Annotated in this window: 16 protein-coding genes and 3 pseudogenes; 7 read left to right on the plus strand and 12 right to left on the minus strand. The window is 70.9% G+C overall.

The window, feature by feature from the left end; all coding sequences use genetic code 11:
* Positions 1-64: 64 nt before the first annotated feature.
* Positions 65-673 (minus strand): response regulator transcription factor, encoded by a 609-nt coding sequence (locus tag AS97_RS41550; RefSeq protein ID WP_228053696.1) that lies wholly within the window; start codon positions 671-673, stop codon positions 65-67.
* A gap of 261 nt (positions 674-934) precedes the next feature.
* On the opposite strand from AS97_RS41550, the gene AS97_RS41555 reads away from it, so the two are divergent.
* A complete protein-coding gene (locus AS97_RS41555) occupies positions 935-2,299 on the plus strand; it encodes a hypothetical protein (protein WP_185929943.1) in 1,365 nt (454 codons plus the stop codon).
* A 48-nt stretch (positions 2,300-2,347) separates the two neighbouring features.
* On the opposite strand, the gene AS97_RS41560 is transcribed toward AS97_RS41555, so the two are convergent.
* From AS97_RS41560 to fdh, 4 genes are all read right to left on the minus strand, one after another.
* The gene (locus tag AS97_RS41560) at positions 2,348-3,142 is read right to left on the minus strand and encodes a DUF4157 domain-containing protein (protein WP_059142897.1); all 795 of its coding nucleotides are present in this window, start codon (positions 3,140-3,142) and stop codon (positions 2,348-2,350) included.
* A gap of 173 nt (positions 3,143-3,315) precedes the next feature.
* On the minus strand, positions 3,316-4,386 hold the full coding sequence (gene nrfD, locus AS97_RS41565; protein ID WP_125761186.1) for an NrfD/PsrC family molybdoenzyme membrane anchor subunit: 1,071 nt from the start codon (positions 4,384-4,386) through the stop codon (positions 3,316-3,318).
* Positions 4,386-5,408 (minus strand): 4Fe-4S dicluster domain-containing protein, encoded by a 1,023-nt coding sequence (locus AS97_RS41570; RefSeq protein ID WP_059142895.1) that lies wholly within the window; start codon positions 5,406-5,408, stop codon positions 4,386-4,388. The genes nrfD and AS97_RS41570 overlap by 1 nt, the downstream gene beginning before the upstream one ends.
* The gene (gene fdh, locus AS97_RS41575; protein ID WP_210566717.1) at positions 5,405-8,668 is read right to left on the minus strand and encodes a formate dehydrogenase; all 3,264 of its coding nucleotides are present in this window, start codon (positions 8,666-8,668) and stop codon (positions 5,405-5,407) included. Before fdh ends, AS97_RS41570 begins: the two co-directional genes overlap by 4 nt.
* A gap of 61 nt (positions 8,669-8,729) precedes the next feature.
* Here fdh and AS97_RS41580 point away from each other — a divergent pair, with 61 nt between their 5' ends.
* Complete coding sequence (locus AS97_RS41580; protein WP_125761182.1) at positions 8,730-9,464, plus strand: DUF429 domain-containing protein; 735 nt, start codon at positions 8,730-8,732, stop codon at positions 9,462-9,464.
* Positions 9,465-9,679: 215 nt separating this feature from the next.
* Here AS97_RS41580 and AS97_RS41585 read toward each other — a convergent pair whose 3' ends face one another.
* Positions 9,680-10,837, minus strand: a complete 1,158-nt coding sequence (locus tag AS97_RS41585) for a transglycosylase family protein (RefSeq protein WP_125761180.1) — start codon at positions 10,835-10,837, stop codon at positions 9,680-9,682.
* 1,528 nt (positions 10,838-12,365) lie between these two features.
* On the opposite strand from AS97_RS41585, the gene AS97_RS41590 reads away from it, so the two are divergent.
* Positions 12,366-13,199, plus strand: a complete 834-nt coding sequence (locus tag AS97_RS41590) for an MOSC N-terminal beta barrel domain-containing protein (RefSeq protein ID WP_210566718.1) — start codon at positions 12,366-12,368, stop codon at positions 13,197-13,199.
* Positions 13,200-13,333: 134 nt separating this feature from the next.
* On the opposite strand, the pseudogene AS97_RS48045 reads toward AS97_RS41590, so the two are convergent.
* The 3 genes and pseudogenes from AS97_RS48045 to AS97_RS41605 form a co-directional block, all read right to left on the minus strand.
* A pseudogene (locus AS97_RS48045) lies at positions 13,334-13,513 on the minus strand (Lrp/AsnC family transcriptional regulator); the annotation flags it as partial.
* 181 nt (positions 13,514-13,694) lie between these two features.
* Positions 13,695-14,309: a TetR/AcrR family transcriptional regulator gene (locus tag AS97_RS41600; RefSeq protein ID WP_210566719.1), complete on the minus strand. Its 615-nt coding sequence runs from the start codon at positions 14,307-14,309 to the stop codon at positions 13,695-13,697.
* Positions 14,309-15,157, minus strand: a complete 849-nt coding sequence (locus AS97_RS41605; protein ID WP_059142889.1) for an oxidoreductase — start codon at positions 15,155-15,157, stop codon at positions 14,309-14,311. The genes AS97_RS41600 and AS97_RS41605 overlap by 1 nt, the downstream gene beginning before the upstream one ends.
* 141 nt (positions 15,158-15,298) lie before the next feature.
* Between AS97_RS41605 and AS97_RS41610 the strand changes: the two are divergent.
* From AS97_RS41610 to AS97_RS41620, 3 genes and pseudogenes are all read left to right on the plus strand, one after another.
* A pseudogene (locus tag AS97_RS41610) lies at positions 15,299-15,699 on the plus strand (transposase); the annotation flags it as partial.
* Between the two features lie 85 nt (positions 15,700-15,784).
* Positions 15,785-16,116, plus strand: a pseudogene (locus AS97_RS41615) (AbgT family transporter); the annotation flags it as partial.
* A 47-nt stretch (positions 16,117-16,163) separates the two neighbouring features.
* The gene (locus AS97_RS41620) at positions 16,164-17,318 is read left to right on the plus strand and encodes a M20 family metallopeptidase (RefSeq protein ID WP_059142887.1); all 1,155 of its coding nucleotides are present in this window, start codon (positions 16,164-16,166) and stop codon (positions 17,316-17,318) included.
* Positions 17,319-17,438: 120 nt separating this feature from the next.
* Here the strand turns inward: AS97_RS41620 and AS97_RS41625 are convergent, their stop codons facing one another.
* Both AS97_RS41625 and AS97_RS41630 read right to left on the minus strand, forming a co-directional pair.
* Positions 17,439-17,675 (minus strand): DUF397 domain-containing protein, encoded by a 237-nt coding sequence (locus tag AS97_RS41625; RefSeq protein ID WP_059142886.1) that lies wholly within the window; start codon positions 17,673-17,675, stop codon positions 17,439-17,441.
* A 5-nt stretch (positions 17,676-17,680) separates the two neighbouring features.
* Positions 17,681-18,541, minus strand: coding sequence for a helix-turn-helix transcriptional regulator (locus AS97_RS41630; protein ID WP_059142885.1), 861 nt, complete (start codon positions 18,539-18,541; stop codon positions 17,681-17,683).
* A gap of 212 nt (positions 18,542-18,753) precedes the next feature.
* Between AS97_RS41630 and AS97_RS41635 the strand changes: the two genes are divergently transcribed.
* Positions 18,754-19,224 (plus strand): hypothetical protein, encoded by a 471-nt coding sequence (locus AS97_RS41635; protein WP_079059220.1) that lies wholly within the window; start codon positions 18,754-18,756, stop codon positions 19,222-19,224.
* A gap of 11 nt (positions 19,225-19,235) precedes the next feature.
* Here the strand turns inward: AS97_RS41635 and AS97_RS41640 are convergent, their stop codons facing one another.
* Complete coding sequence (locus tag AS97_RS41640) at positions 19,236-21,227, minus strand: histidinol-phosphate transaminase (RefSeq protein WP_210567398.1); 1,992 nt, start codon at positions 21,225-21,227, stop codon at positions 19,236-19,238.
* Positions 21,228-21,441: the final 214 nt, after the last annotated feature.

The following is a 21,441-nucleotide window of genomic DNA, read 5'->3' on the forward strand; positions in this document are numbered from 1 at the left end:
GGAGTGGCGCACCGAGGGGTGAGCCAGCCCTTAGGGAAGGGCCGGCTGCCCCTTGAGGCAACGCTCATATCAATCCCTGCCGGAGCGCGTATGCCACGGCATGGGAGCGATTACGGAGATTCAGCCGCGTCATCACGGCATGCAGAACGTTTTTGATCGTGCGTTCGGAGTAGGAGAGCTTCATGGCGATATCCGCCGTGTCATAGCCCTCGGCGACCAGCCGCAGCACCTCGATCTCGCGGGTGGCCAGACCGGTGAAGTTGAGCCCGTTCGGCGCCAGCACCTGACCCTGGAGCCGGCCCACCTGCTCGAGCAGGCTGCCCAGTAGATCCGGAGGAACCCGGCCCTCGCCCTTCGCCACCGCGGCGATCACCTGCACCAACCGCTCCGGCGTCGCCTCCGCGCGGCGGACGACTCCGACGAAGCCGCACTCCGCGGCGTTGACCAGTTGCTGCTCATCGATTTGGGTGGTGACCAGCACCCCCCGCGCGGCACTGGTCCGTTGAATCTGGCGTAACACGCGTAGAGCGCCGTCATCGAGTACGTCCAGGACGACGACCACGACCTGCGGTGAGTCCGGTTCGTCCCAGTCGATGACCTTGACCTCGGGCCGGGTGCGCAGTTGGCTGGCCACTCCGGCCCGCGACACAGGGTCTTGGGCGCGCAGCGCCACCGTAACGCGTTCTCCCGTCGTTTGATTCACGTCGCTCTCTCCCCTCGGGCGACTGAGGGAGGGTCATGACCAAGCATGGTGAGCATGACGTGTCCATGTCATCACATTTCATTCACACTCGCCTCCCTTTAGCGGCCAACCACAGTAATCCTCCTAGTTCTCCAAGGGAATTGGGCGTGGCTCACCGGGCACCGCAATTGCCCGAAAGTGTGACTGCGCGGCCGCTGCCGACGCCATGAACCGGAGAATACGGTGCGCGGCATGAGTGTTTCGGCGAGCCTGGACGAGTCCTCCGTCGTGGTCGAGCCCGGCGGCGAGGCCGAACTCCCCGTACAAGTGCTCAACTCGGGAACCACCGTGGAGGAGTGCCGATTCGAGGTGGTCGGGCCCTGCGCCGACTGGACCACCGTAGAACCGGAGACCCTGTCGCTCTACCCGGGGGCGACGGGTGCGGCCATCGTGAAGCTGCGTCCGCCCCGCAGCCCCCGGACGGCTCCCGGGGAGATACCGCTCGGACTGCGGGTGGTGCCCACCAGCGAACACAGCGAGACCACCGTCCTCGAACGCGGCGTGACGGTGCGGCCCTTCACCGAGGTCACCTCGGAGCTGGTGCCCCGCGGTTCCAACAGCGCCTGGCGCGGCCGTCACAAAGTGGCGGTGGACAACCGCGGCAACACACCCCTTCCGGTGGCGCTCAGCGCACGCGGCGCCACCGAGCGGGCCAAAATGGCCTTCGAGCCCACCGAGCTGACCGTTCCACCGGGCGAGGCCAAGTTCGCCACGCTCAGGGTGCGCCCCACCCAGCGGCTGTGGCGCGGCACCCCGATCACCCATCCGTTCCAGGCGGTGGTGACACCACGGACGGGGGAGGGCCAGGACCCGTACGAGCCGGTGGTCCTGGACGGCACCTACGAACAACAGGCCATCCTGCCCCGCTGGCTTCCCCGGGCGCTCGCCGCCGCCGTCCTGGTGGCCGCGCTCCTGGTGGGCCTCTGGTACGCGCTGCTGCGCCCCACCGTACGGTCGGCCGCCCGGGAGGCGATCACCCCGCAGGCGGTCGAATCCGCCGTGAAACAAGGGGACAAGGAGAGCGGCGGAGCTCAGGACGGGCAGCAGGGCGGCGGCCGACAGGGGGCGTCGGGCGGCGGCGGTCAGGAGGGAGGCCAGGACGGCGGTTCGACCGGCCCCGGCGGCGGCAGGTCCCGCGCGCCGTCCGACGGTTCGCATGCCGAGCCCGGGGAGCCGGGCGGGCCCGCGGCCCCGACCAGCGCACGGGTGCAGGTGCGCGACGCGGTGGGTGGCGGGGCCGCCGAGCGGACCGCGTACACGGTCCCCGACGGGAAGAGCTTCGAGCTCACCGACATCGTGGTGCAGAATCCGCAGGGCGACGCCGGGACGCTGGTGATCTCCAGTGACGATGGACAACTGCTCAATCTGGCGCTGGAGAACTTCCGCGACTCCGATTACCACTTCGTGACCCCCATCCAGGTGGCGGCCAAGGGCAAGGTCACGATCTCGGTGAGCTGCCGTGAGGTGGGCCGGCCGGTGAAGGCCCCGGCGCCGTCCCAGTGCTCGGAGTCGCTGTTCCTGGGCGGCAAGATCTCGGCGACGAAGAGCAACGGCTGACAGGCCAGGGCGGGCCCATCGTGCAGGTGGGCCCACCCCCCAGCCGGTCTATCCCTCGGGCGGGGCCTCCTCCTCGTCCTCGGTCCCGCTCTCGGCGGCCCGCTGGACGAACGATCCCTGGACGTCCGCCGGCTCCTCGTCCTCGTCCGCCTCCTGGCGCTGCACCGGCGGCGCGGCGGTGGAGGGCGCGGCCGCCGCCGGGGCGGGCGCGGGGGCCGGGGCGGGCGACGGCTCCGCCATCACCCGCTCGGCGTTGGCCGACGCCTCCTGTTCGAAGCGGTCGGACGGATCGCTCACCCGGATCCCGCCCGGGGCCTCCGTACCGTCGACCGGGCCGCTGCGCTGCTGGATGACATGGGTCAGCTCATGGGCGAGCGTGGTGCTGCCCTGATGCGAGGAGGGGTCGTAGGCGTCCCGCTGGAAGACCACGTTGTTCCCCACCGTGTAGGCGTGGGCGCCGACCTCCTTCGCCGACTCGTGTGCCGCGGAGCCGGTGTGCACCCGTACGTCCCCGAAGTCGGCGCCGAGCCGGGCCTCCATGTCGCCGCGGGTGTCGGTGTCCAGAGGCTCCCCGCCGCCGGACGCGACGACGTCATGGACGCTCGACCGCCCTTCGCTCTCCTCGCCCCGCTCGGCGTCCCGCTGGATCGCCGCTCCGACGGCCGAGTTGCCGACCGTGCGCTGCAGGGTGCTCATCCCGGAGGGGCCGAGCACCTCCGTACGGCCCGTGGCGGCGGCCCGCAGCAGATGCGGAAGTTCCGCCTGCTCATCAGGGCCCGTCCGCTTCGGCGAGGCGAGGGATTCGTCGTGCTCGTGTCCGTGGTCGTGCTCATGTGCGTGCATCTGCCGCTCCCCGGGGACTGCCGCCCCACACCGGATGTCCGCCTTGAGTCAGCGTCGCGGGGCGGATGCCGCGCCGTCCAGGCCGGGGCCCGCCGGGGAAGGGCAGTGCGGACTGCCCTTTCGGGCAGCGCCGTACGGCCGCGGCGGGGCGGTCGTACGGCGCGCCCCGCGGGTCAGCCGTCCTGCGGCCGGTCCTGTCGTGCGTCGAGCCGTTCCCGTCGTGCGTCGAGCCGTTCCCGCTGGGGCAGGACGGTGTACTTCGGGTCCTCCGCCGACCGGATCCCGGCGTGGAAGACCCCGAAACGGGTGCAGACGGAGGCCGCCACCAGGGCCGCGCCGCTGAGGGCCGCGGCGGTGCGGCTGCGGCGGCCGAGGACGGCGCCGCCGAGGGCGCCCGCCGCCGAAAGTGCCTCGGCGGCACGCATCAGCCGGCCCGCCCGGCCCTCGCGGTAGGTTTCGGCGACCACGCCGACCCGCCGCTCCATGGCCTTGACGGCGGCGGTCTCCAGCGCCGTGCCGAGGACCGCGACCCCGCGCGCCGGGGCGTTCTCGGTGACCGGCGAGACCAGCAGGGCCATGCCGCTCGCCGCCGTGGCGGCCGAGCCGATGAAGACGAACGGCATTTCGCGGTAGCCCTCGTGCCATGCGGGGATGGCCGTGTTGGCGGCCAGCACCGCCGTGTACGAGGCCACCGCCGGGCCCAGCAGCCCCGCGCCCACCGTGGCCGCCCGGCCGGCGCGTGGCAGCCGCCCGGCCAGGTCCGAGGCGGCGGCCGCACCGGCCATCGGGCCGTAGACCATCAGCAGCCATGAGCCGACGCTCATCGGCGAGGTGGGCTTGAAGACCCGCAGCATGTTGGCGAACCGCTCGGGGCGCCCGAGGTCGTGGATCAGCGCGGCGGTGGAGCCGGCCAGGGCGGCCACCGAGGACACCTTGAGCGCGCGGGCCATGACCGGACGGCCGGTCAGCTCGGCGCCCGCCGCGAGCACCGAGCCGGCGCCCGCGAGCCCACCGAGGAAGAAGTAGCCCGCGACGTCCCGGGCGCTCCAGGTGGGCGGGTTGAGCACCGGCCGCCCGTAGTAGGAGGTGAACTCCGCCCGGGGGACCATCGACTGATCGCCCTTGCGGCCCTTTCCGCCTTTGCGGCGGCGCCGCTCGCCGTTCTCCATCCCCCTGCCGACCAGCGCGTCACGGTCCGGCCGGGCGCCGCGGATGCCGTCACGGGTGACGTCCGACTCGCTCATCAGCCCCTCCTTCCGGTACGGCGTCCGCTCATGCCGCCATTTGCCGCGAACACGGCGGCCACGCCGCCGAGCAGGGTCAGCGCCGCGGCACCGGCGTGCCGCCACATCGAGGGCAGATCCCGGGTGGTGACGACCGGGTCCGGCGGCAGCCCGTACACCTCCGGCTCGTCCAGCAGCAGGAAGAAGGCGCCGTCGCCGCCGACACCGTCCTTTGGGTCGTGTCCGTACAGCCGGGCGTCCTCCACCCCCACCCGGTGCAGCTCCTCGACCCGGGCGGCGGCGCGCTCGCGCAGCTCGTCCAGGGGGCCGAACTGGATGGAGTCGGTGGGGCATGCCTTGGCGCACGCGGGTTCCTGGCCGGCGCCGAGCCGGTCGTAGCACAGGGTGCACTTATGGGCCCCGCCGTCCTCGGGCCGTACATCGATGACCCCGTACGGACACGCGGCCACGCAGTAGCCGCAGCCGTTGCAGATGTCGTCCTGGACCACCACGGTCCCGAACTCGGTGCGGAACAGCGCACCGGTCGGACACACATCCAGGCACGCCGCGTGGGTGCAGTGCTTGCACACGTCCGAGGCCATCAGCCAGCGCAGCCCGGTCTGCCCGTCGGCGGACGGGGAGGGCGCCGGGGAGGTGGGGGTGATCGCCGCCTCCCCGACCGGGGTCCCGGAGCCCTGCGCCGCGAGGGCCAGCACATCGACATCGCTGTGGTCGACCGCCGCCTCGGCCCGGCCCAGCGGCTTGCTCTGCTCGATGAAGGCCACATGGCGCCAGCTGGAGGCGTCAAGGCCCTGAGTGTTGTCGAAGGACATGCCGGTGAAGTCCAGCCCGTCCTCCGGGATGGCGTTCCACTCCTTGCACGCCACCTCGCACGCCTTGCAGCCGATGCACACCGACGTGTCGGTGAAGAAGCCGACCCGGGGCGGATGCCCGTCGTGGCCGGCGTCCCCGGCCACGTCCGGTTCGGCTCCGGCCAGCAGATTGCGGCCGATCAGTGACGAGCGCCGGGAGGTGTCGGTCATCCCCGCACCTCCGTTCCGGTCCGCGCCGTGATCCCGGCGCGCCGCCGATAGTCTTCGAGTAGAGCCGTCAGCTCCGGGCCGCGGGGGCGGCGGCCGGGACGGATGTCGGCGCTCAGCGCCTTCACCTCCTGGATGTGGACATTCGGGTCGAGGACGATCGCGGACAGCTCATTGGCGGCGTCCCCGCGTGTGTAGCCATTGGGGCCCCAGTGGTAGGGCAGCCCGATCTGATGCACCGTGCGGCCCCCGGCCCTGATCGGGGACATCCGCTCGGTGACCATCACCCGGGCCTCGATCACCCCGCGCGCGCTGACCAGCGTCGCCCAGCCGGTGTGCTCCAGATGCCGCTCGCGGGCCAGCTCGGGAGAGACCTCGCAGAAGAACTCCGGTTGCAGCTCGGCCAGATACGGCGTCCAGCGGCTCATCCCGCCCGCCGTGAAGTGCTCGGTGAGCCGGTAGGTGGTGATCACGTACGGGAACACCTCGCTGCCCGGCTCGTCCCCGCTGGGATGGAAGGCGTTGTGCTCATCGGAGATCACCTCCCGGACCGGGTTGCGCTGCTGCTCCGGGTAGAGGGGATTGCGCACCGGTGAGTCCTGCGGCTCGTAGTGCGTCGGCATCGGCCCGTCCACCAGCCCGGCCGGGGCGTACAGCCATCCCTTGCCGTCGGCCTGCATGATGAACGGATCCACTCCGCTGAGCGCGTCCGGGCCCCGGGCGTCCTCGGGCGGGCGGTAGGAGGGCGCCCGGTCGGGGATGAAGTCCGGGATGTCATGGCCGGTCCACCGCTCCTGGCTTTCGTCCCACCACACCAGCGCCTTGCGCTCGCTCCACGGACGGCCGGCGGGATCGGCCGAGGCGCGGTTGTAGAGGATGCGCCGGTTGGCGGGCCAGGCCCAGGCCCATTCGGCGGCGATCCAGTCCTGCTCGGTGTGCGGTTTACGGCGGGCGGCCTGGTTGACGCCGTCGGCGTACACCCCGCAGTAGATCCAGCAGCCGCAGGAGGTGGAGCCGTCGTCCTTGAGCTGGGTGTACGCGCTGAGCGGCGCGCCCCGCGCGTCGCGGCCGTTGATCTCGGCCAGGACCGCCTCGGCACTGGGCTCGGCGAGCGGGCCCTCGGTGGGATAGGACCAGGCCAGATCGTGGACGGCCCGGTCCATGGGGTCGGTGGAGTCCTTCAGCCGCTCCTTGACCAGCCGGCCCAGGTGGTACATGAACCACAGATCGCTGCGCGCCTCGCCGTCCGGCTCCTTGGCGGCGAAATGCCACTGCAGCATCCGGTTGGTGTTGGTGAAGGAGCCGGACTTCTCGGTGTGGGCGGCGGCGGGGAAGAAGAACACCTCGGTGGCGATGTCCTCGGTGCGCAGCTCGCCGGTCTCGATCTCCGGTCCGTCCTTCCACCAGGTGGCGGATTCGATGAGGGAGAAGTCGCGGACCACCAGCCAGTCCAGGTTGGCCATGCCCAGGCGCTGCATCTTGGCGTTGGCCGAGCCCACGGCGGGGTTCTCACCCATCAGGAAGAAGCCCTTGCAGACTCCGTTCAGCATCTCCTTCACGGTGTGGTAGGTGCTGTGGGAGCCGGTCAGCCGGGGCAGATGACCGAAGCAGTAGTCGTTGCCGGCGTGCGCGGCGTCGCCGTAGTACGCCTTGAGCAGGCTGACGGCATAGGAGCGCATCTCGCCCCAGAACCCCTTGTCGGTCTTGACGGCCTCGACGAAGGTGTCCAGGTCCTCATGCGCATGGGCATGCGGCATCGGGATGTAGCCGGGGAGCACGTTGAACAGGGTCGGGATGTCGCTGGAGCCCTGGATGCTGGCGTGGCTGCGCAGTGCCTGGATGCCGCCGCCGGGGCGGCCGATGTTGCCGAGCAGCAGCTGAAGGATGCTCGCGGTGCGGATGTACTGGGCGCCCACGGTGTGCTGGGTCCAGCCGACGGCGTACACGAACTCCGAGGTGCGGTCCGGGCCGGAGTTCTCCACCAGCGCGCGGCACACCTCCAGGAAGATGTCCTGGGGAATCCCGCAGGTCTCCTCGACCATCTCGGGTGTGTAGCGGGAGAAGTGACGCTTGAGGATCTGGTAGACGCAGCGCGGATGCCTCAGGGTGCGGTCGGTGGGGACGTCCGGATGGACGGGCGCGCCGCCGGAGCCATGCGACTCGGACTGGGCGGCGGTCGAGAGGGACGCGCCACGGCCGGTGCGCTGCTCGTACAGCTCGTCGGGCGCTCCCTGCGGCGCCTGGACCTGGGCGCCCTCGTAGCTCCAGGTGGAGATGTCGTAGTGGCCGGTCTCCGGATCGAGGCCGGAGAAGATCCCCGACAGATCCTCGGTGTCCTCGAAGTCCTCGCCGACGATGGTCGAGGCGTTGGTGTACTCCAGGACGTAGTCGCGGAAGTCATGGCCGCCGGTGAGCACATGGTTGATGATGCCGCCGAGAAAGGCGATGTCGGTGCCGGCCCGGATCGGCACGTACAGATCGGCCAGCGCGCTGGTGCGGCTGAAGCGCGGATCGACATGGATGACCTTGGCGCCGCGCGCCTTGGCCTCCATCACCCACTGGAAGCCCACGGGGTGGGCCTCGGCGAAGTTGGAGCCCTCGATCACGATGCAGTCCGAGTTCTGCAGATCCTGCAGAAAGGTGGTGGCGCCGCCGCGGCCGAAGGAGGTGCCGAGCCCGGCGACGGTGGAGGAGTGGCAGACCCGGGCCTGGTTCTCCACCTGGATCACCCCGAGCCCCGTCCACAACTTTTTGATGAGGTAGTTCTCTTCGTTGTCCAACGTGGCGCCGCCGAGACTGGCGATCCCCAGGGTGCGGTTGACGCTGACCCCGTCCTGCTCCCACTGCCAGCCCTCGCGACGGGTGCGGACCACTCGTTCGGCCACCATGTCCATCGCGGTGTCCAGGTCCAGCCGCTCCCATTCGGTGCCGTACGGGCGGCGGTAGAGCACCTCGTGACGCCGGGACTCGCCGGTGGTGAGCTGGAGGGACGCCGAGCCCTTGGGGCACAGCCGGCCGCGGCTGACCGGTGAGTCGGGGTCGCCCTCGATCTGCACCACCCGCTTGTCCTTCACATAGACGTTCTGGGCGCACCCCACCGCGCAGTAGGGGCACACCGACTTGACCACCTTGTCGGCGGTGACGGTGCGGGGTCGCTGCTCACGGGTGGCGGCCGAGGTGGCGGCGGCGCCGCGGCCGAGTGGATCGCTTCCGGTCAGCTGGCGGTAGACAGGCCATTCCTGAATCCATGTACGTACGCCCATCGCCCGTCCTTTCGTGCCGTTCTGCCCCGCACCGGCCCATCGGCATGGTCGGATACGGCGCATGGGTTCCCGCCGCGATGCTTTTCACACCCCGCCCGCAACCGGATGCGCCGGATCACTCGTCGTGGGGGTGGACGCCTGCCGTACCGGCTGGGTGGCCGTGACCCTGTGCGAGGAGGGCCGGTTCGCCGGGGCGGATACCGCCGGCGGGCTGAGCGAGCTGCTCGGCAGGCTTCCGGACGCCGCCGTGGTGGCGGTCGACATGCCGCTGGGGCTGCTGACGGCCGGATGGCGCGCGGCGGAGGCCCTGGCCCGTGCGAAGGTGGCCCCGCACGGCTCCCGGGTCTTCCCCGTGCCGCCGCGCGGGGTCTGGGAGGCGGATGACTTCGACGAGGCCAATCTGCGCTGCCGCTCCCTGACGGGTCAGGGGCTGAGCCGTCAGACCTGGGGGCTGGCCGCGAAGCTGCGCGAGGCCAACGCGTGCCGCGACGGGGGCGACCACCGGCTCTACGAGGTCCATCCCGAGGTCTCCTTCGCCGCCGTCGACGAGGGACGGCCCGTGGCCTGGAGCAAGAAGAGCTGGAACGGCCAGGCCGTGCGCCGACGGCTGCTGGAGGACCAGGGCATCGTCCTGCCCGACGACCTCGGACCGGCCGGCCGGGTGCCGTCCGACGATGTCCTGGACGCGGCAGTGGCGGCCTGGAGCGCGCGGCGCATCGCGCTCGGGACCGCCCGGAGCCTTCCCGAACCGCCTCAGGAGGCGGACACCGGGCTGTCCGCCGCGATCTGGTACTGACCGATCCCCGCGCGGATGGCGGGAGGCCGCCCGAGCCGTGCCTCGGGCGGCCTCCCCTTCCCCCACCCCCTGGAGATGGACCTATGGGGTGTCCGGCGGGTCGTTCCCCTCTCCGCCCCTTCCCGTTGCCGGGAGGCGGAGGGGAGCGGTCTGCCGCAGGCGTCACGATCCGCCGGACACCTTCTTGAGGGGCGCCGTGTGTCCGGTGTGAGCCGTCAGAGTCCGACGCCGTTGGAGCGCAGATAGGCGAGCGGGTCGAGGTCGGACCCGTAGTGCGGACCGGTGCGGACCTCGAAGTGGAGATGCGGTCCGGTGGCGTTCCCGGTGTTGCCGGACCGGGCGATCCGGCGGCCCGCCTCGACGGACTGCCCGGTGCGGACCGTCAGCGCCGACAGATGCGCGTAGTGGGTGTAGAGGCCGTCGGCATGGCGGATGATCACCTGGTAGCCGAAGGCGCCACCCCACCCCGCCGCCACCACGGTGCCCGGGGCGGCCGCGCGCACGGAGGTGCCGATGGGGACCGCGAAGTCCACGCCGGTGTGATGGCCGCTCGCCCACCGGGCGCCGCGGATGCCGTACGCCGCGCTGACCGTCCCGCTGACCGGGGCCGTATGCGGGCGGGCGGCCGCCTCGCGGATCACCGTGTGGCTCGAGGTGGCCGAGGCACGGTGGCGGGGCGCCGCCTTGCGCTGGTGCCGGGCGCCCGAGGGCAGGGCGAGCTGCTGTCCCGGGTGGATCAGATGGGGGTTGGGGCCGATGGTCCCACGGTTGGCGTGGTACAGCGCCTTCCAGCCACCGCTGACTGAGGCACGCGTGGCGATGCGGGACAGCGTGTCGCCGCGGACGACCGCGTAGGAGCCGGACGCCGCGCGCCGGGCGGTGTGCTGCCGGGCCCGGGACTTCGCGGCGGACTTGGCCGACTTCTTGGCGGGCTTGGCCGGGTGCTTGGCGCGGTGTTCGGTGCTTCGGCTCGCCACCTCGGCGGGCGGCCCGGACCGGCTCAGCCGACCGTGGACGGAGCAGACCGGCCACGCGCCCGGGCCCTGTTTGCGCAGGACCACCTCCGCCACGGTGATCTGCTGAACCTTGGACGCCAGATCGGCCCGCGGGGCGTAGGCGGTGCCGCCGAACGCCGCCCAGGTGTGCTGGGAGAACTGCAGCCCGCCGTAGTAGCCGTTGCCGGTGTTGATGTGCCAGTTGCCCCCGCTCTCGCACTTGGCGACCCGGTCCCAGGTGCCGGCCGAGGCCGCATGGGCGGGGCCGGTGCCGAGGAACGGCAGGACGATGCCGACACCGCCGGCGGTGAGGGCCGCGCACAGCGGGGAGACCCGGCTGGGCGATGCGGGGCGTCGGTGACTTCCTCGTACGGCCATGAGGCTGGTTCCTCTCGACACAACGGCTCTCCACGTGCCCCTCCGGAGGACCCGGCGGGCTGTACGAGTACCGCAGCCTGGCCCCGCTGGTCACAAGGCGCAGGGGGCCTCATGGACGGCCGTGCGCCGCCCGGTGCCACCCTGGAATCGACTGACGCTCCGTCAGCTCAGCGGCGGGAGGCGCATGGAGGGCCGGGGGCGCACGGCCGTCCGCGGGGCGGGTCCGGCGGGCCGGGGTGGAGGCGGGCGATCACGCCGCGCTGGACGTCCTCGTACGGCGGGAAATGATTCTCCGGGGCGCCGGAGGGGGCGGACCCTATTCCGCCGGATTCGTTTCCCGATGATCGGTGACCGGTCCTGGGTGGGCGGGCCGGGCGAATTGCGGTCGGCGCATGGACGGTTGAAGTGCGGACGAGCGGCCGGCGGCTCAATACGGCGCCCGGTGCGGGCCGGACGTGCGGCAGGGGATCTTCCTCGGCGCTATTGCGTCGCTGCCCGGTCAAGATCGGCCGCTTGGCGGCCGCGCCGCGGCGAGTGGCCGTAACCGCGCGGCACCGCGCTGGAACTGGCCGTTCCGCTCTTCCTGCCGGCGACCCAAGAATGCCGGGGAGTGGAGGAGAGAGGGGAGAGCGGGAGGCGGAGCGAGGGGCGGGAAATAGGACGGCCTTGCGGTGGAGCGGGGGAAGAGGGGACGCATGAGCGAATGCGCCTGGCGGGCCCGGCGGCGGTTCCCTAGGCGCGGCCGGTCCTTGAAACGCATCTACGGGGGCGTGCCGCCGACCGCGGCGTTCAGCGGCGGGGCCGGCCGGGAGCGGGGCGGCCGGGGCGAAGACGCGAGGGGAGATGGTGCCGGACCGAGGATGCCGGGCGCGGAACCCCGGCCCCGGCTCGTCTCTTCTCCGACATCCGGTATGGCCCCGCGGAACAGGGGCGCCGCTTGGTGCCTGAACCAACTAGCCTTCGCATGAACGGACTTGACTCGGCGTTTACCGTATCTCTTGTCGTGCATCGCCTCGCCGACCGCCCGCGCATCGCGGCAGTTCTCCGAAAAGGGCCGGTCGTCATGGTGGCGGGGAACTGGCGGAGAATCACGCGGCCTGTGTATAGCGGGAACCGCGCCGCCGCGCATATCATTGCCTCACATCGACTTCCCCCCTTCGAGCCGCTCTCAGGGGCGGCCCCGAAATCATCACCCTTCACTCCGCCTGTCCGGGACCCCGGGCGACGACGGAGGTCGTGCTTTTCCCGCGATCTCGTCCGCCGCTCCAGGGAAACGGCCGGTTTTGGGTTCCTGCCGGCGGGAGGCGCAGCGCGCCTACGCCATATGCCGGTGGTCACCAGCCGTGCGCGGTGGGTCATCCGGCGTACTCCGCGCTACGCACTGCCGTCGGACGCCGGGCCGGGGGCGCATGGCGGAGCCGGGGCGTGCCATGAACCGCCGGTCGGGCACCGGGCGAGGGCGCAGGAGCGCCCCGGCCGGCCGATCGGCGACGCGACCGCCGAGTGGGGCCCCGGGTAGGGTTGCCGTGTGGCGACCGTTGTCGAGCTGACCTCCTATCCCGTCAAGGGATGCGCGGGTGTTCCGGTATCCGATGCCCTGCTGACGGAGGCGGGTCTGCGACACGACCGCAGCTTCATGGTCATCGGCGAGGACGGAGAGTGCCGCACCCAGCGGCGCGACCCCCGGCTCGCCGTCATCCGCCCCGCCATCGACCTGGACGGCACCCGGCTCACCCTGTCGGCACCCGGCGAGGGCGAGGTGGCCATCGACATCGACACCACCTCCACCCGGCGCGAGGTCAAGCTGTTCCACAACCCCTTCCTCGGGATCGACCAGGGCGATGACGCCGCCACGTGGCTATCGCAGGCGCTGGGCGCGCCGAGCAGGTTGGTGCGGGTGCCCCCGGAGCACGACCGGGTGACCGAAGGATGGATCCCCGGCACCTGCGGCTACGCCGACAGCGGCGCCGTGCACCTCGTCTCCCGGGCCAGCCTGGACGGGCTGAACCGGCGAATCGCCGGGGCGGGCGGCGCCGCGCTGCCGATGAACCGCTTCCGCCCCGGCATCGTGCTCGGCGGATGGGACGAACCCCATCGGGAGGACCGGATCCGCCGGATCGCCATCGGCGGCGCCGAGCTGGGCTTCGCCAAGCTCACCGGCCGGTGCGTCGTGACGACCGTCGATCAGAGCAAGGGCGTCAAGGCGGGCCCGGAGCCACTGCGCACCCTGACCGGCTACCGGCGCGGCCCGGACGGCGCCACCCTGTTCGGCTGCCAGTTCTCCGTGACCCGCGCCGGAAAGCTGGCGGTCGGCGATGAGGTGGACGTCCTCGAGTGGGACGGGCCGCCGCCGGGGGAGTGACCGGGAGCGCTCTGGGCGGCCCCCTCCTCGGCCTGGGCGCACTGCTCCCGCCAGGAGTCGGACTTCGCTGTCGCCCTCAGCACCAGTTCGGTATGGGCCGACCGCACACCGGGGACGGACGGGATCCGGGTCATCAGCAGCTCCCGGGCCCGGTCGCGCCGGGTCGCGTGCAGGGAGCAGTAGACATCGGTGCGGCCCGTGGTCGGGGCGACGAACGGTATCTCGGGCAGCTCGGACAGCCGCCGGGCCACCTGCCACGCCTGCCCCGGGGCCGTGGCCACCCAGAGGTGCATGGGGTTGCCCTCGGCCGGCATCGGCCACTCCACCTGCCCGATCACCCGCAGCAGCCGTTCCTCCCCGAGCCTGGTCAGCCGGCGGCACGGTGCCGGCCGAGCTGCCGAGCACCTCGGCCAGCGCGCTCAGCGGCGCCCTCGGCGCCACCTGCGGGGCGGCCACGGGGCCCGGTTGCCCGCCTCATCGTCCACACCAGATGCATCAGGTGGTCAGGCCGGCGCTGATCAGCCAGATGTGTTCGCAGGTCGAAGATGCCTTTTGCAACTCGTCGTGGGATTCCTGCGAGGCGTGGTAGAAGGTCCGCTCGATCATCCAGCACAGGGCGCGTGCCATCGCTGACGCTTGCTCTGGTTCGGTGCCGGCCTCAACGCCGGCTCGTTCCAGGACGGCGGTGATGGCCGTGATGAACAAGTCAGCCGTGTGGCTCCACAGCTCGCCGATCTCCGGCACGGTCAACGACAGGTCGATCGCCGTGCGCATGACCAGGCCGTGCTCATCCCACAGCTCAACCGTGCGCTGCATGGCTGCTGCGATGGCCTGGCGCGGCTCGTCGGTCTGCGCAGTGGCCCGAGACCGGTCCCACAGGTGCTCAACGGTCCGGGCCACGAGTGCCGTGACCGCTTCTTGTTTGGAGCCGAAGTAGAAGTACAGGGCGCCGCGTGTGATGCCGGCGCCCTGGGCGATGTCGCCGACGGTCATGGCGTCGTAGCCCTTTTGCGCGAGCAGAGCTTCGCAGGTGTCCAGAATGGCCCGCTCTCGGACATCGCCCTTGCGTTCGGTGGCGCGCCGGCTCCGCGCGGGGTGGTGGCTGGGCATCAGAGCTGAGCTCCCTCGGCGAAGTCGGTCGTACGAGAGAGGGGCTCCCATGCGCGGATGTCCTCGTCTACGGCCGTGCGCGCGGCGGTGACCAGTCGCAGCGCGTCCGAGCCCAGGACGAGGTGGGCCGGCGGCTGGTCGACCGACGCGATGTGCACGACGGCGTCCCCGGCCTTGGCCGGATCGCCCAACTGGTTCCCGCTGGCCTTCTGCCGCGCTTCCCGGATGGGGGTGAACAGCTCGTCGTAGTCGTCGATGGACTGCGCGGCACGTGTCATGGACCGTCCGGCCCAGTCGGTGCGGAAGGAGCCGGGCTCGATCGCCGTCACGTGGATCCCGAACTGTGCGACCTCCTTGCCCAGTGCTTCCAGGATGCCTTCCAGGGCGAACTTGCTGCCGCAGTAGGCGGACATGCCGGGCACGGCCATGAGCCCGCCCATGGAGGTGACGGCCATCAGGTGTCCGCGGCGGCGCCGGCGCATGTGGGGCAGGGCTGCCTGCAGGGTGGCCACTGCCCCGAAGACGTTGACCTCGAACTGCCGCCGCACCTCGGCCAGCGGGGTTTCCTCGAAGGTGCCCTCCAGGCCGTAGCCGGCGTTGGCGACGACGACATCCAAAGGGCCGACGCTCTGCTCCACCTCCGCGACCACACTCGAGACGGCGTCGCCGTCAGTCACATCCAGGATGCGGCTGTGGGCGTACCCGGGTTTCAGTCCTTCGAAGGCCCGCAGGTCCTCCTCGGAGCGGACCGTTCCAACGACGGTGTGCCCGGCGGTCAGGGCGGCCTGGGCGAAGGCGCGGCCGAGGCCCGTGCTGACGCCGGTGATGAGCCACTTCTGCTGCTGCACTGTTCCTCCAGAAAGGTCTCACGAGGAGCTGGACCGCCCCTCACCCAGAAAGTCTACACCGTGTCGACATTAATCAACGTTATGTTGATTCTGTCGCCCCCAGCGGCCCCATGCTCAGTCGAGGTCAATCCGGCCCCTCACCGACCCGCTCGCCTGTTCGGGATCTCCAAGTCGGCCGCAGACCGCATCATCGACCACATCGGTCCGCTGCCGGCACTCCGGCGGCAGAGCCGGTTTCGCAGGGACTCCGTCCTCATCGTCGACGGCACCCTGGTGCCCACCCGCGGCCACTCGGTGGCCGAGCAGGCGGATGACGATCGCCGGCGGCGGCTATCAGGGCACCGGTCTGGTCATCCCGCACCGCCGCCGTACGGGCGAAGAACTTGCCCTCCTGGAAGGAGAGACACAATCGAGTACACAAGCGGATCAGGTCTCGCGTCGAGCACGTCTTCGCACGCATGAAGAGCTGGAAGATCCTTCGCGACTGCCGCCTCAAAGGCGACGGTGTCCATCACGCCATGCCCGGCATCGCCCGCCTTCACATCACCTTCACCGGACAGAGGGCCCCAGAGCCGGTGAGCCGTGCCCGAACGCGTGAGAAGATCACTTACGGGACAAGGCTCAATGGTGATCAATCTGGCGATGACCAGCGGTTCTGCCATGTGGGCGCTGGTGGCCCCGGTCTTCGTGCCGATGCTGATGCTGTTGCACATCCCCCGGAGGCCACCCAGGCCGTCTACCGCATCGCCGACTCCTGCACCAACGCCATCACCCCGATGAGCGCCTACTTCGTCATGGCGCTCGGCTTCCTCCAGCGCTACCGGCGCTCCGCGGGCATCGGCACCCTCGCCTCGCTGACCCTGCCGCTCTCCGTGGCCATGCTGGTGGCCTGGACCCTGCTCTTCTACGCCTGGTGGGCGCCGGGCATCCCGCTCGGCCCCGGCGCGCCCGTCCGCTGACCCCGGCCGCTCCCTCATCCACGCCACCTCAGGAAGGACCCCCTCGAATGACCCCCTCCGATCTCGCCGCCGCCACCGTCCGGGCGCTGCCCGAGATGATCGAAGACCTACGGACGCTGGTGGAGCTGGAGACGCCGAGCAATGACAAGCGGCTGCTGAGTGCCGGGCTCGCCACGATCAGCGGCTGGCTCGTCGACCGGCTCGGCGAGCCGGACGGAACCGAGCGCCACGACTGCGGGACGTACGGCGACGTGCTGGCCGTGACCTATCGCGGCACGGCCCCCGGCACCGTGCTGCTGCTGTGCCACTACGACACGGTCTGGCCGGCCGGAACGCTCGCCGAATGGCCCTTCCAGGTGGAGGACGGCCGGGCGAGCGGCCCCGGTGTCTTCGATATGAAGACGGGTCTGGTGCAGGCCGTCTGGACCCTGCGGCTGCTGCGCGAGCTGGAGCTTCCCCACCCCTCGGTGCGGCTGCTGCTCAACGGCGACGAGGAGATCGGCAGCCCCGCCTCCCGGCGCCATATCGAGCGGCTGAGCGAGGACGTACTGGCCACGTTGGTCTTCGAGGCGTCGCTGGACGGGGCGCTCAAGACCTCCCGCAAGGGCGTCGGGCTGTTCGATGTGACCGCCTACGGCATCGAATCGCATGCGGGACTCGACCCGTTCGCGGGCGCGAGCGCCATCCACGCGCTGGCCGAGGTCGTCCCGCAGATCGCCGCGCTCAGCGCCCCGGAGCGCGGAACCTCGGTGAACGTGGGGCTGATCAGCGGCGGCACCGGGCGCAATGTGATCGCCGCACAGGCGAGCTGCGGTATCGACATCCGGATCGCCGAACCGGAGGAGATGAAGCGGATCGACACCGCGCTGCACGCCCTCGCCCCCTCCGACCAGCGGGTGCGGCTGACCGTCACCGGTGAGTGGAACCGCCCGCCGATGGTCCCGGGCGATCCGTCCCGCCGGCTGTTCGAGCAGGCTCACGCGGTCGCCGCGGAACACGGCTGGGAGCTGGAGGAGACCGCGGTCGGCGGTGCCAGCGACGGCAACTTCGTCTCCGCGCTCGGCCGTCCGGTCCTCGACGGACTCGGTGCCCTCGGCTCCGGCGCCCACGCCCGCCATGAGCACACGGTGCTCGCCCCGATCCCGGTCCGTACCGCGCTGACCGTCGGTCTGCTGCACGCGCTGGCGGCGGACGCCTCGTAACGTCCGACGCAGACGGCCGGACGGCCGGAAACCCGTGGGCCGCCGCCGTGTCCGGACACCGCGGCGGCCCACGGTGGCACCGGCGCGGCCGTCGAGAGCGGGCCGGTGCACGGAGGCATATCAGGAGATGAGGAAATCGGCCTCGCCCGCCTTGGCACCCTCGATGAACGCCATGATCTCGCTGCGGGTGTAGATCAGCGCCGGACCGTCCGGATCGGTCGACTGACGGATCGCGACCCGGCCGTCGTCCAGCCTCATGGCTTCGACGCAGTTGCCGCCGTTGCCACCACTCCACGGCTTGTGCCAGCCCTCACTGCCGAGGTCGCTCGCGCGCATGCCGTTGTGAATGCGATCCATTCCGATCAGAGCTCCTTGCGGAAATCGCGGAGGATTTCCTTTGTGCGTCGTGCGGTTGCCGCCTGGGCCGCCATGCGGTCCAGGGCCTCCAGATGGGAGGCCACCTCGATGCGCTCATCCAGGTAGACGGCGCCGGTCAGGTACTCGACGTAGACCATGTCCGGCAGTTCGGGAACAGCGAAGCGGAAGAGGACGAAGGGCCCATAAGTGCCCGGATGGTGTCCGGAGGTGAACTCCGAGATCTGCAGCGTGACGTGCGGCATCTCGACGGCCTCCAGCAGCCGGTCGATCTGGTCGCGCATCACCTCCGCCGAGCCCACCTGGCGGCGCAGCACCGTCTCGTCCATCACCACCCACAGCCGGGGCGCGTCCCGCCGGCTGAGCAGCGTCTGCCGCTCCATGCGGAGCGCCACATGGCGCTCCGCCTGCCGGGGAGCGGACTGGCCGACCGCACCGGTCTGCATGACCGCGTGGGCGTACTCCTCGGTCTGGAGCAGTCCGGGGACGAAATGCGGCTCGTACGCCCGGATCATCTCGGCCGCGCCCTCCAGGCTGACATGCACGCTGAACCAGTCCGGGAGAATGTCGTGGAACCGCTGCCACCAGCCGGGCTTGTTGGCCTCCTCGGTCAGGGTGATGAAGGAATCGAGCTCGTCGCCGGTGATCCCGTAGGCGTCCAGCAGCATCTGCACATACGGAACCTTCAGCGCGACCTCGGCGGTCTCCATTCGACGGACGGTGGCGGGCGCGACCCGCAGCACTCTGGCCGCCTCGTCCCGCTTGAACCCCGCCTTCTCCCGCAGGTCCTGCAGCCTCTTGCCGAGGACGACCTGACCCACGGTCGGGGCCGACCGCGGTTCACTCACCTGAATCCCTCCCTGACCTCCCCAACGCTGATGTTCGCAGTGTGCCATGGCCAGTGCGGAACGGACACATTGCACTTACGACTCTGCACTTTTCAGAGTGCCCCTTGCCAAGTGTGCGCGGCGGTGCGCATAGTTGCGTCATGATCCCGTTACCGCGTTCTGCCGCGGCGACCGCAGGCGCAAGCGGCCCGACCTTTGTGAAGTGCCCCTAGATGACGTACGCCTTCGCCGGTGCGCTGACCGGCCTCGTCCGCGGCCGGTTCGGCCGGCACGGATTCCGTCCGGCGTTCGGACGCCACCGCCTTCAACTGCCGTCGGCGCTGCGGACGGACCGGGCCTATGACGCGGTGGGGATCGCCGAGCGGCACGGCCCCGGGGTCATGGACCTGCTGCCCCGGGCGGGATGTGTCCTCGTCCGCGCCGGTCGCTGGTGGTGGATCGTGCCGCCGCAGTCGGACATCGGGGTCAACTGGCCCGCACCGGCCGTCTACGCGGTCGGCGCCATGGTGACCGGCCCGCCCGGGCGGCGGACCGGTCCCACCGGTTCCGAGGAGCCCGGTGTGGTGCACTGGCCGGGCGACGGGGAGCCGTACACCCATCCCCTGCTGCTGCATATCGCGGTCTGCGCGGCGGCCGGGGTCTCCCCGGCCTGGCCGTGCGACGAAGGGCTGCCACGGTCATGACCTCGGCCCGGTCATGACATCGAGTCGTCCTGGAGGTACGCCGCGGGGCGCGGATAGCGCTGCAGCGCCGGAGTCTGTCCCGTCGGGTCGTCCTCCTGCTCGCTGAGGGGCACCATCGGGGCCGCGGCCGCGGCCTTCAGCGCGGCGGGGTCATAGGTCATGGCCTGCGTCCGCTCCACCGGCGACGGCTCGGGCACCCCGGCGTCCCGCTGACCGTAGACCGGGATCTGGTCGACCGTCGTCTCCTCGGGCCGGAACAGGTTGTACCCGGCGCCTGCCCCCTGCCCCTGAGCGCCCTGGACCTGGACCATCGGAAGCTGGCCGGTCTGCGCCTGGGCGCCCTGGTACTGCGCGCTCTGCGGCTGCGGCGCCATCTGCATGAACGGCGCCTGGCCCTGCGGCGCCTGGCTCTGGGCCGGCTGCAACCGCGGGGCCTGGAACTGCTGCGCCGCTGCCTGCTGCGGGATCAGCGGTTGCGCGGCCTGGGCCATCTGGGCCTGGGCCATCTGAGGCTGGGCCAGCTGGGGCTGCGGCGGCGCCGCCGGGGCCTGGTACAGGGGCGTCTGGGCCGGGGGAGTGGCGACATACGCGGGCGACAGCTCCGCGAGCGGCTGCTGCTGGGCGTAACCCGCCGAGGCACCCGCGAAGGACGCCTGCCCGTACGGGTCGCCGGAGACGACCTGCGGGGCCGGGAGGGCGGCCGCGGAGTACATCGGCTGGGGCTCCTGCGCCATGGGCGCCGCGGGCAGCTGGGGCGGCTGCTGGTAGGAGTAGTCCAGCGACGGCGCCTGCGCGGCGCCGGATCCCCAGGACCCCGGTAATTCCGCGTACCCCGAGGAACCCGCGTACCCCGAGGACAGCGACGGCTGCTGGTCCCAGCCGATCTGCGGGGCGTAGAAGGACGTCCCGTACAGCACCGTGCTCAGCCCGGTCAGCAGTCGCTGCACATCGGGCTGGGAGCGCACCACCAGCCGCATGAACTGGCTGCTGCTGCCCAGCTTGTTGCCGCATTCGCGCACCAGCACCCCGTGCTGGGACAGCAGTTGGTCCCGGACCCAGCCGCCGTCCGTTCCGGCCGGCAACTTGACGAAGACGAAGTTGCCCTGGGAGGGGTAGACCGTCATCCCGGGCAGTCCGGCCAGCTGGGTGGTCATCTGCTGCCGGTCGCGACTGAGCATGCGCAGGCTGTCCACGTACTCCTGCCGGTACCGCTTCAGCATGAAGACGATGACCTCGGCGAAGGAGTTGAGGTTCCACTTGGGCAGCCGGGAGCGGATCTGTACGGCCAGCGACGGATTGGCGACCAGGTAGCCGAAGCGCACACCGTGCAGCCCGAAGTTCTTGCCGAGGCTGCGCAGCACGATCACGTTCGGGCGCAGGATGGCCTCGTCGACGACGCTCGGATACGCCTCGGCGTCCGCGAACTCCAGGAACGACTCGTCGATCACGATCAGATCGAGGTCGGCCAGGGCGTCCATGATGCCGATGAGGGCCTGGCGGGACACCAGCCCGCCGTCGGGGTTGTTGGGGTTGCAGATCACCGCGACCCGAGAGCCCCGGGAACGTACGAAGTTGACGAAGGCGTTCGGGTCGAGTGCGAATCCGCTCATTTCCGGAAGCTGGAACATGTCGACCCGCTTGCCGGTTTCCATCGGCTGGTCGGTCCAGCGGCCGAAGGTGGGGATCGGCACCGCCAGGCTCTCCTTCACCAGCAGATGGTCGATCCAGGTGATGAGCTCGGTCGAGCCGTTGCCCATCGCCATGGTCTGCGGCTGCAGCCCGAGCACATCCGCCAGTTCGGCGGTGATGGTCTCCGCGGAACTCGGATAGTAGGTGAGGATGTCCCGCAGCCTGACCGCCATCACGGCGAACATCGCGGGGGTGGGGAAGTAGGGATTGCAGGGGATGCAGAAGTCCACGAGCTCCTGTCCGCCACCCGTGACCCCGGCGCGGTTGAGCGCGAAGAACGACGGGCTGTGAGCGGTGCCACGGAAAAGTTCCATGGCATCACCGGTATTGCCGACTGCGGCAACAGTCACGGCGGGACCTCCTCGGTCGCATGGGTCGCGTCGACGCGCTGACACGGCCGTTGCGGCTCGTCCCTCGAGCCTGACGCATGATCCCTCGAAGCCGGGCCGGGCGAGGATTTTCGTGGGGCTTGTGAAAACTTCGGGGACATGTGCGCCCGTATCGAATAGAATTCCGCCTCTTGCCCCT

Origin of the sequence: Streptomyces sp. AgN23 (assembly GCF_001598115.1) — a bacterium.
GTDB classification, from domain to species: Bacteria; Actinomycetota; Actinomycetes; order Streptomycetales; family Streptomycetaceae; genus Streptomyces; species Streptomyces antimycoticus.

Excerpts from the sequence above, each read along its gene's own strand:
- AS97_RS41555 (WP_185929943.1), top strand. The coding sequence starts at position 935 with ATGAGTGTTTCGGCGAGCCTGGACGAGTCCTCCGTCGTGGTCGAGCCC.
- AS97_RS41560 (WP_059142897.1), bottom strand. The coding sequence starts at position 3,142 with ATGCACGCACATGAGCACGACCACGGACACGAGCACGACGAATCCCTC.
- nrfD (WP_125761186.1), bottom strand. The coding sequence starts at position 4,386 with ATGAGCGAGTCGGACGTCACCCGTGACGGCATCCGCGGCGCCCGGCCG.
- AS97_RS41570 (WP_059142895.1), bottom strand. The coding sequence starts at position 5,408 with ATGACCGACACCTCCCGGCGCTCGTCACTGATCGGCCGCAATCTGCTG.
- fdh (WP_210566717.1), bottom strand. The coding sequence starts at position 8,668 with ATGGGCGTACGTACATGGATTCAGGAATGGCCTGTCTACCGCCAGCTG.
- AS97_RS41580 (WP_125761182.1), top strand. The coding sequence starts at position 8,730 with ATGGGTTCCCGCCGCGATGCTTTTCACACCCCGCCCGCAACCGGATGC.
- AS97_RS41585 (WP_125761180.1), bottom strand. The coding sequence starts at position 10,837 with ATGGCCGTACGAGGAAGTCACCGACGCCCCGCATCGCCCAGCCGGGTC.
- AS97_RS41600 (WP_210566719.1), bottom strand. The coding sequence starts at position 14,309 with ATGCCCAGCCACCACCCCGCGCGGAGCCGGCGCGCCACCGAACGCAAG.
- AS97_RS41620 (WP_059142887.1), top strand. The coding sequence starts at position 16,164 with ATGACCCCCTCCGATCTCGCCGCCGCCACCGTCCGGGCGCTGCCCGAG.
- AS97_RS41625 (WP_059142886.1), bottom strand. The coding sequence starts at position 17,675 with ATGGATCGCATTCACAACGGCATGCGCGCGAGCGACCTCGGCAGTGAG.
- AS97_RS41635 (WP_079059220.1), top strand. The coding sequence starts at position 18,754 with ATGACGTACGCCTTCGCCGGTGCGCTGACCGGCCTCGTCCGCGGCCGG.
- AS97_RS41640 (WP_210567398.1), bottom strand. The coding sequence starts at position 21,227 with ATGGAACTTTTCCGTGGCACCGCTCACAGCCCGTCGTTCTTCGCGCTC.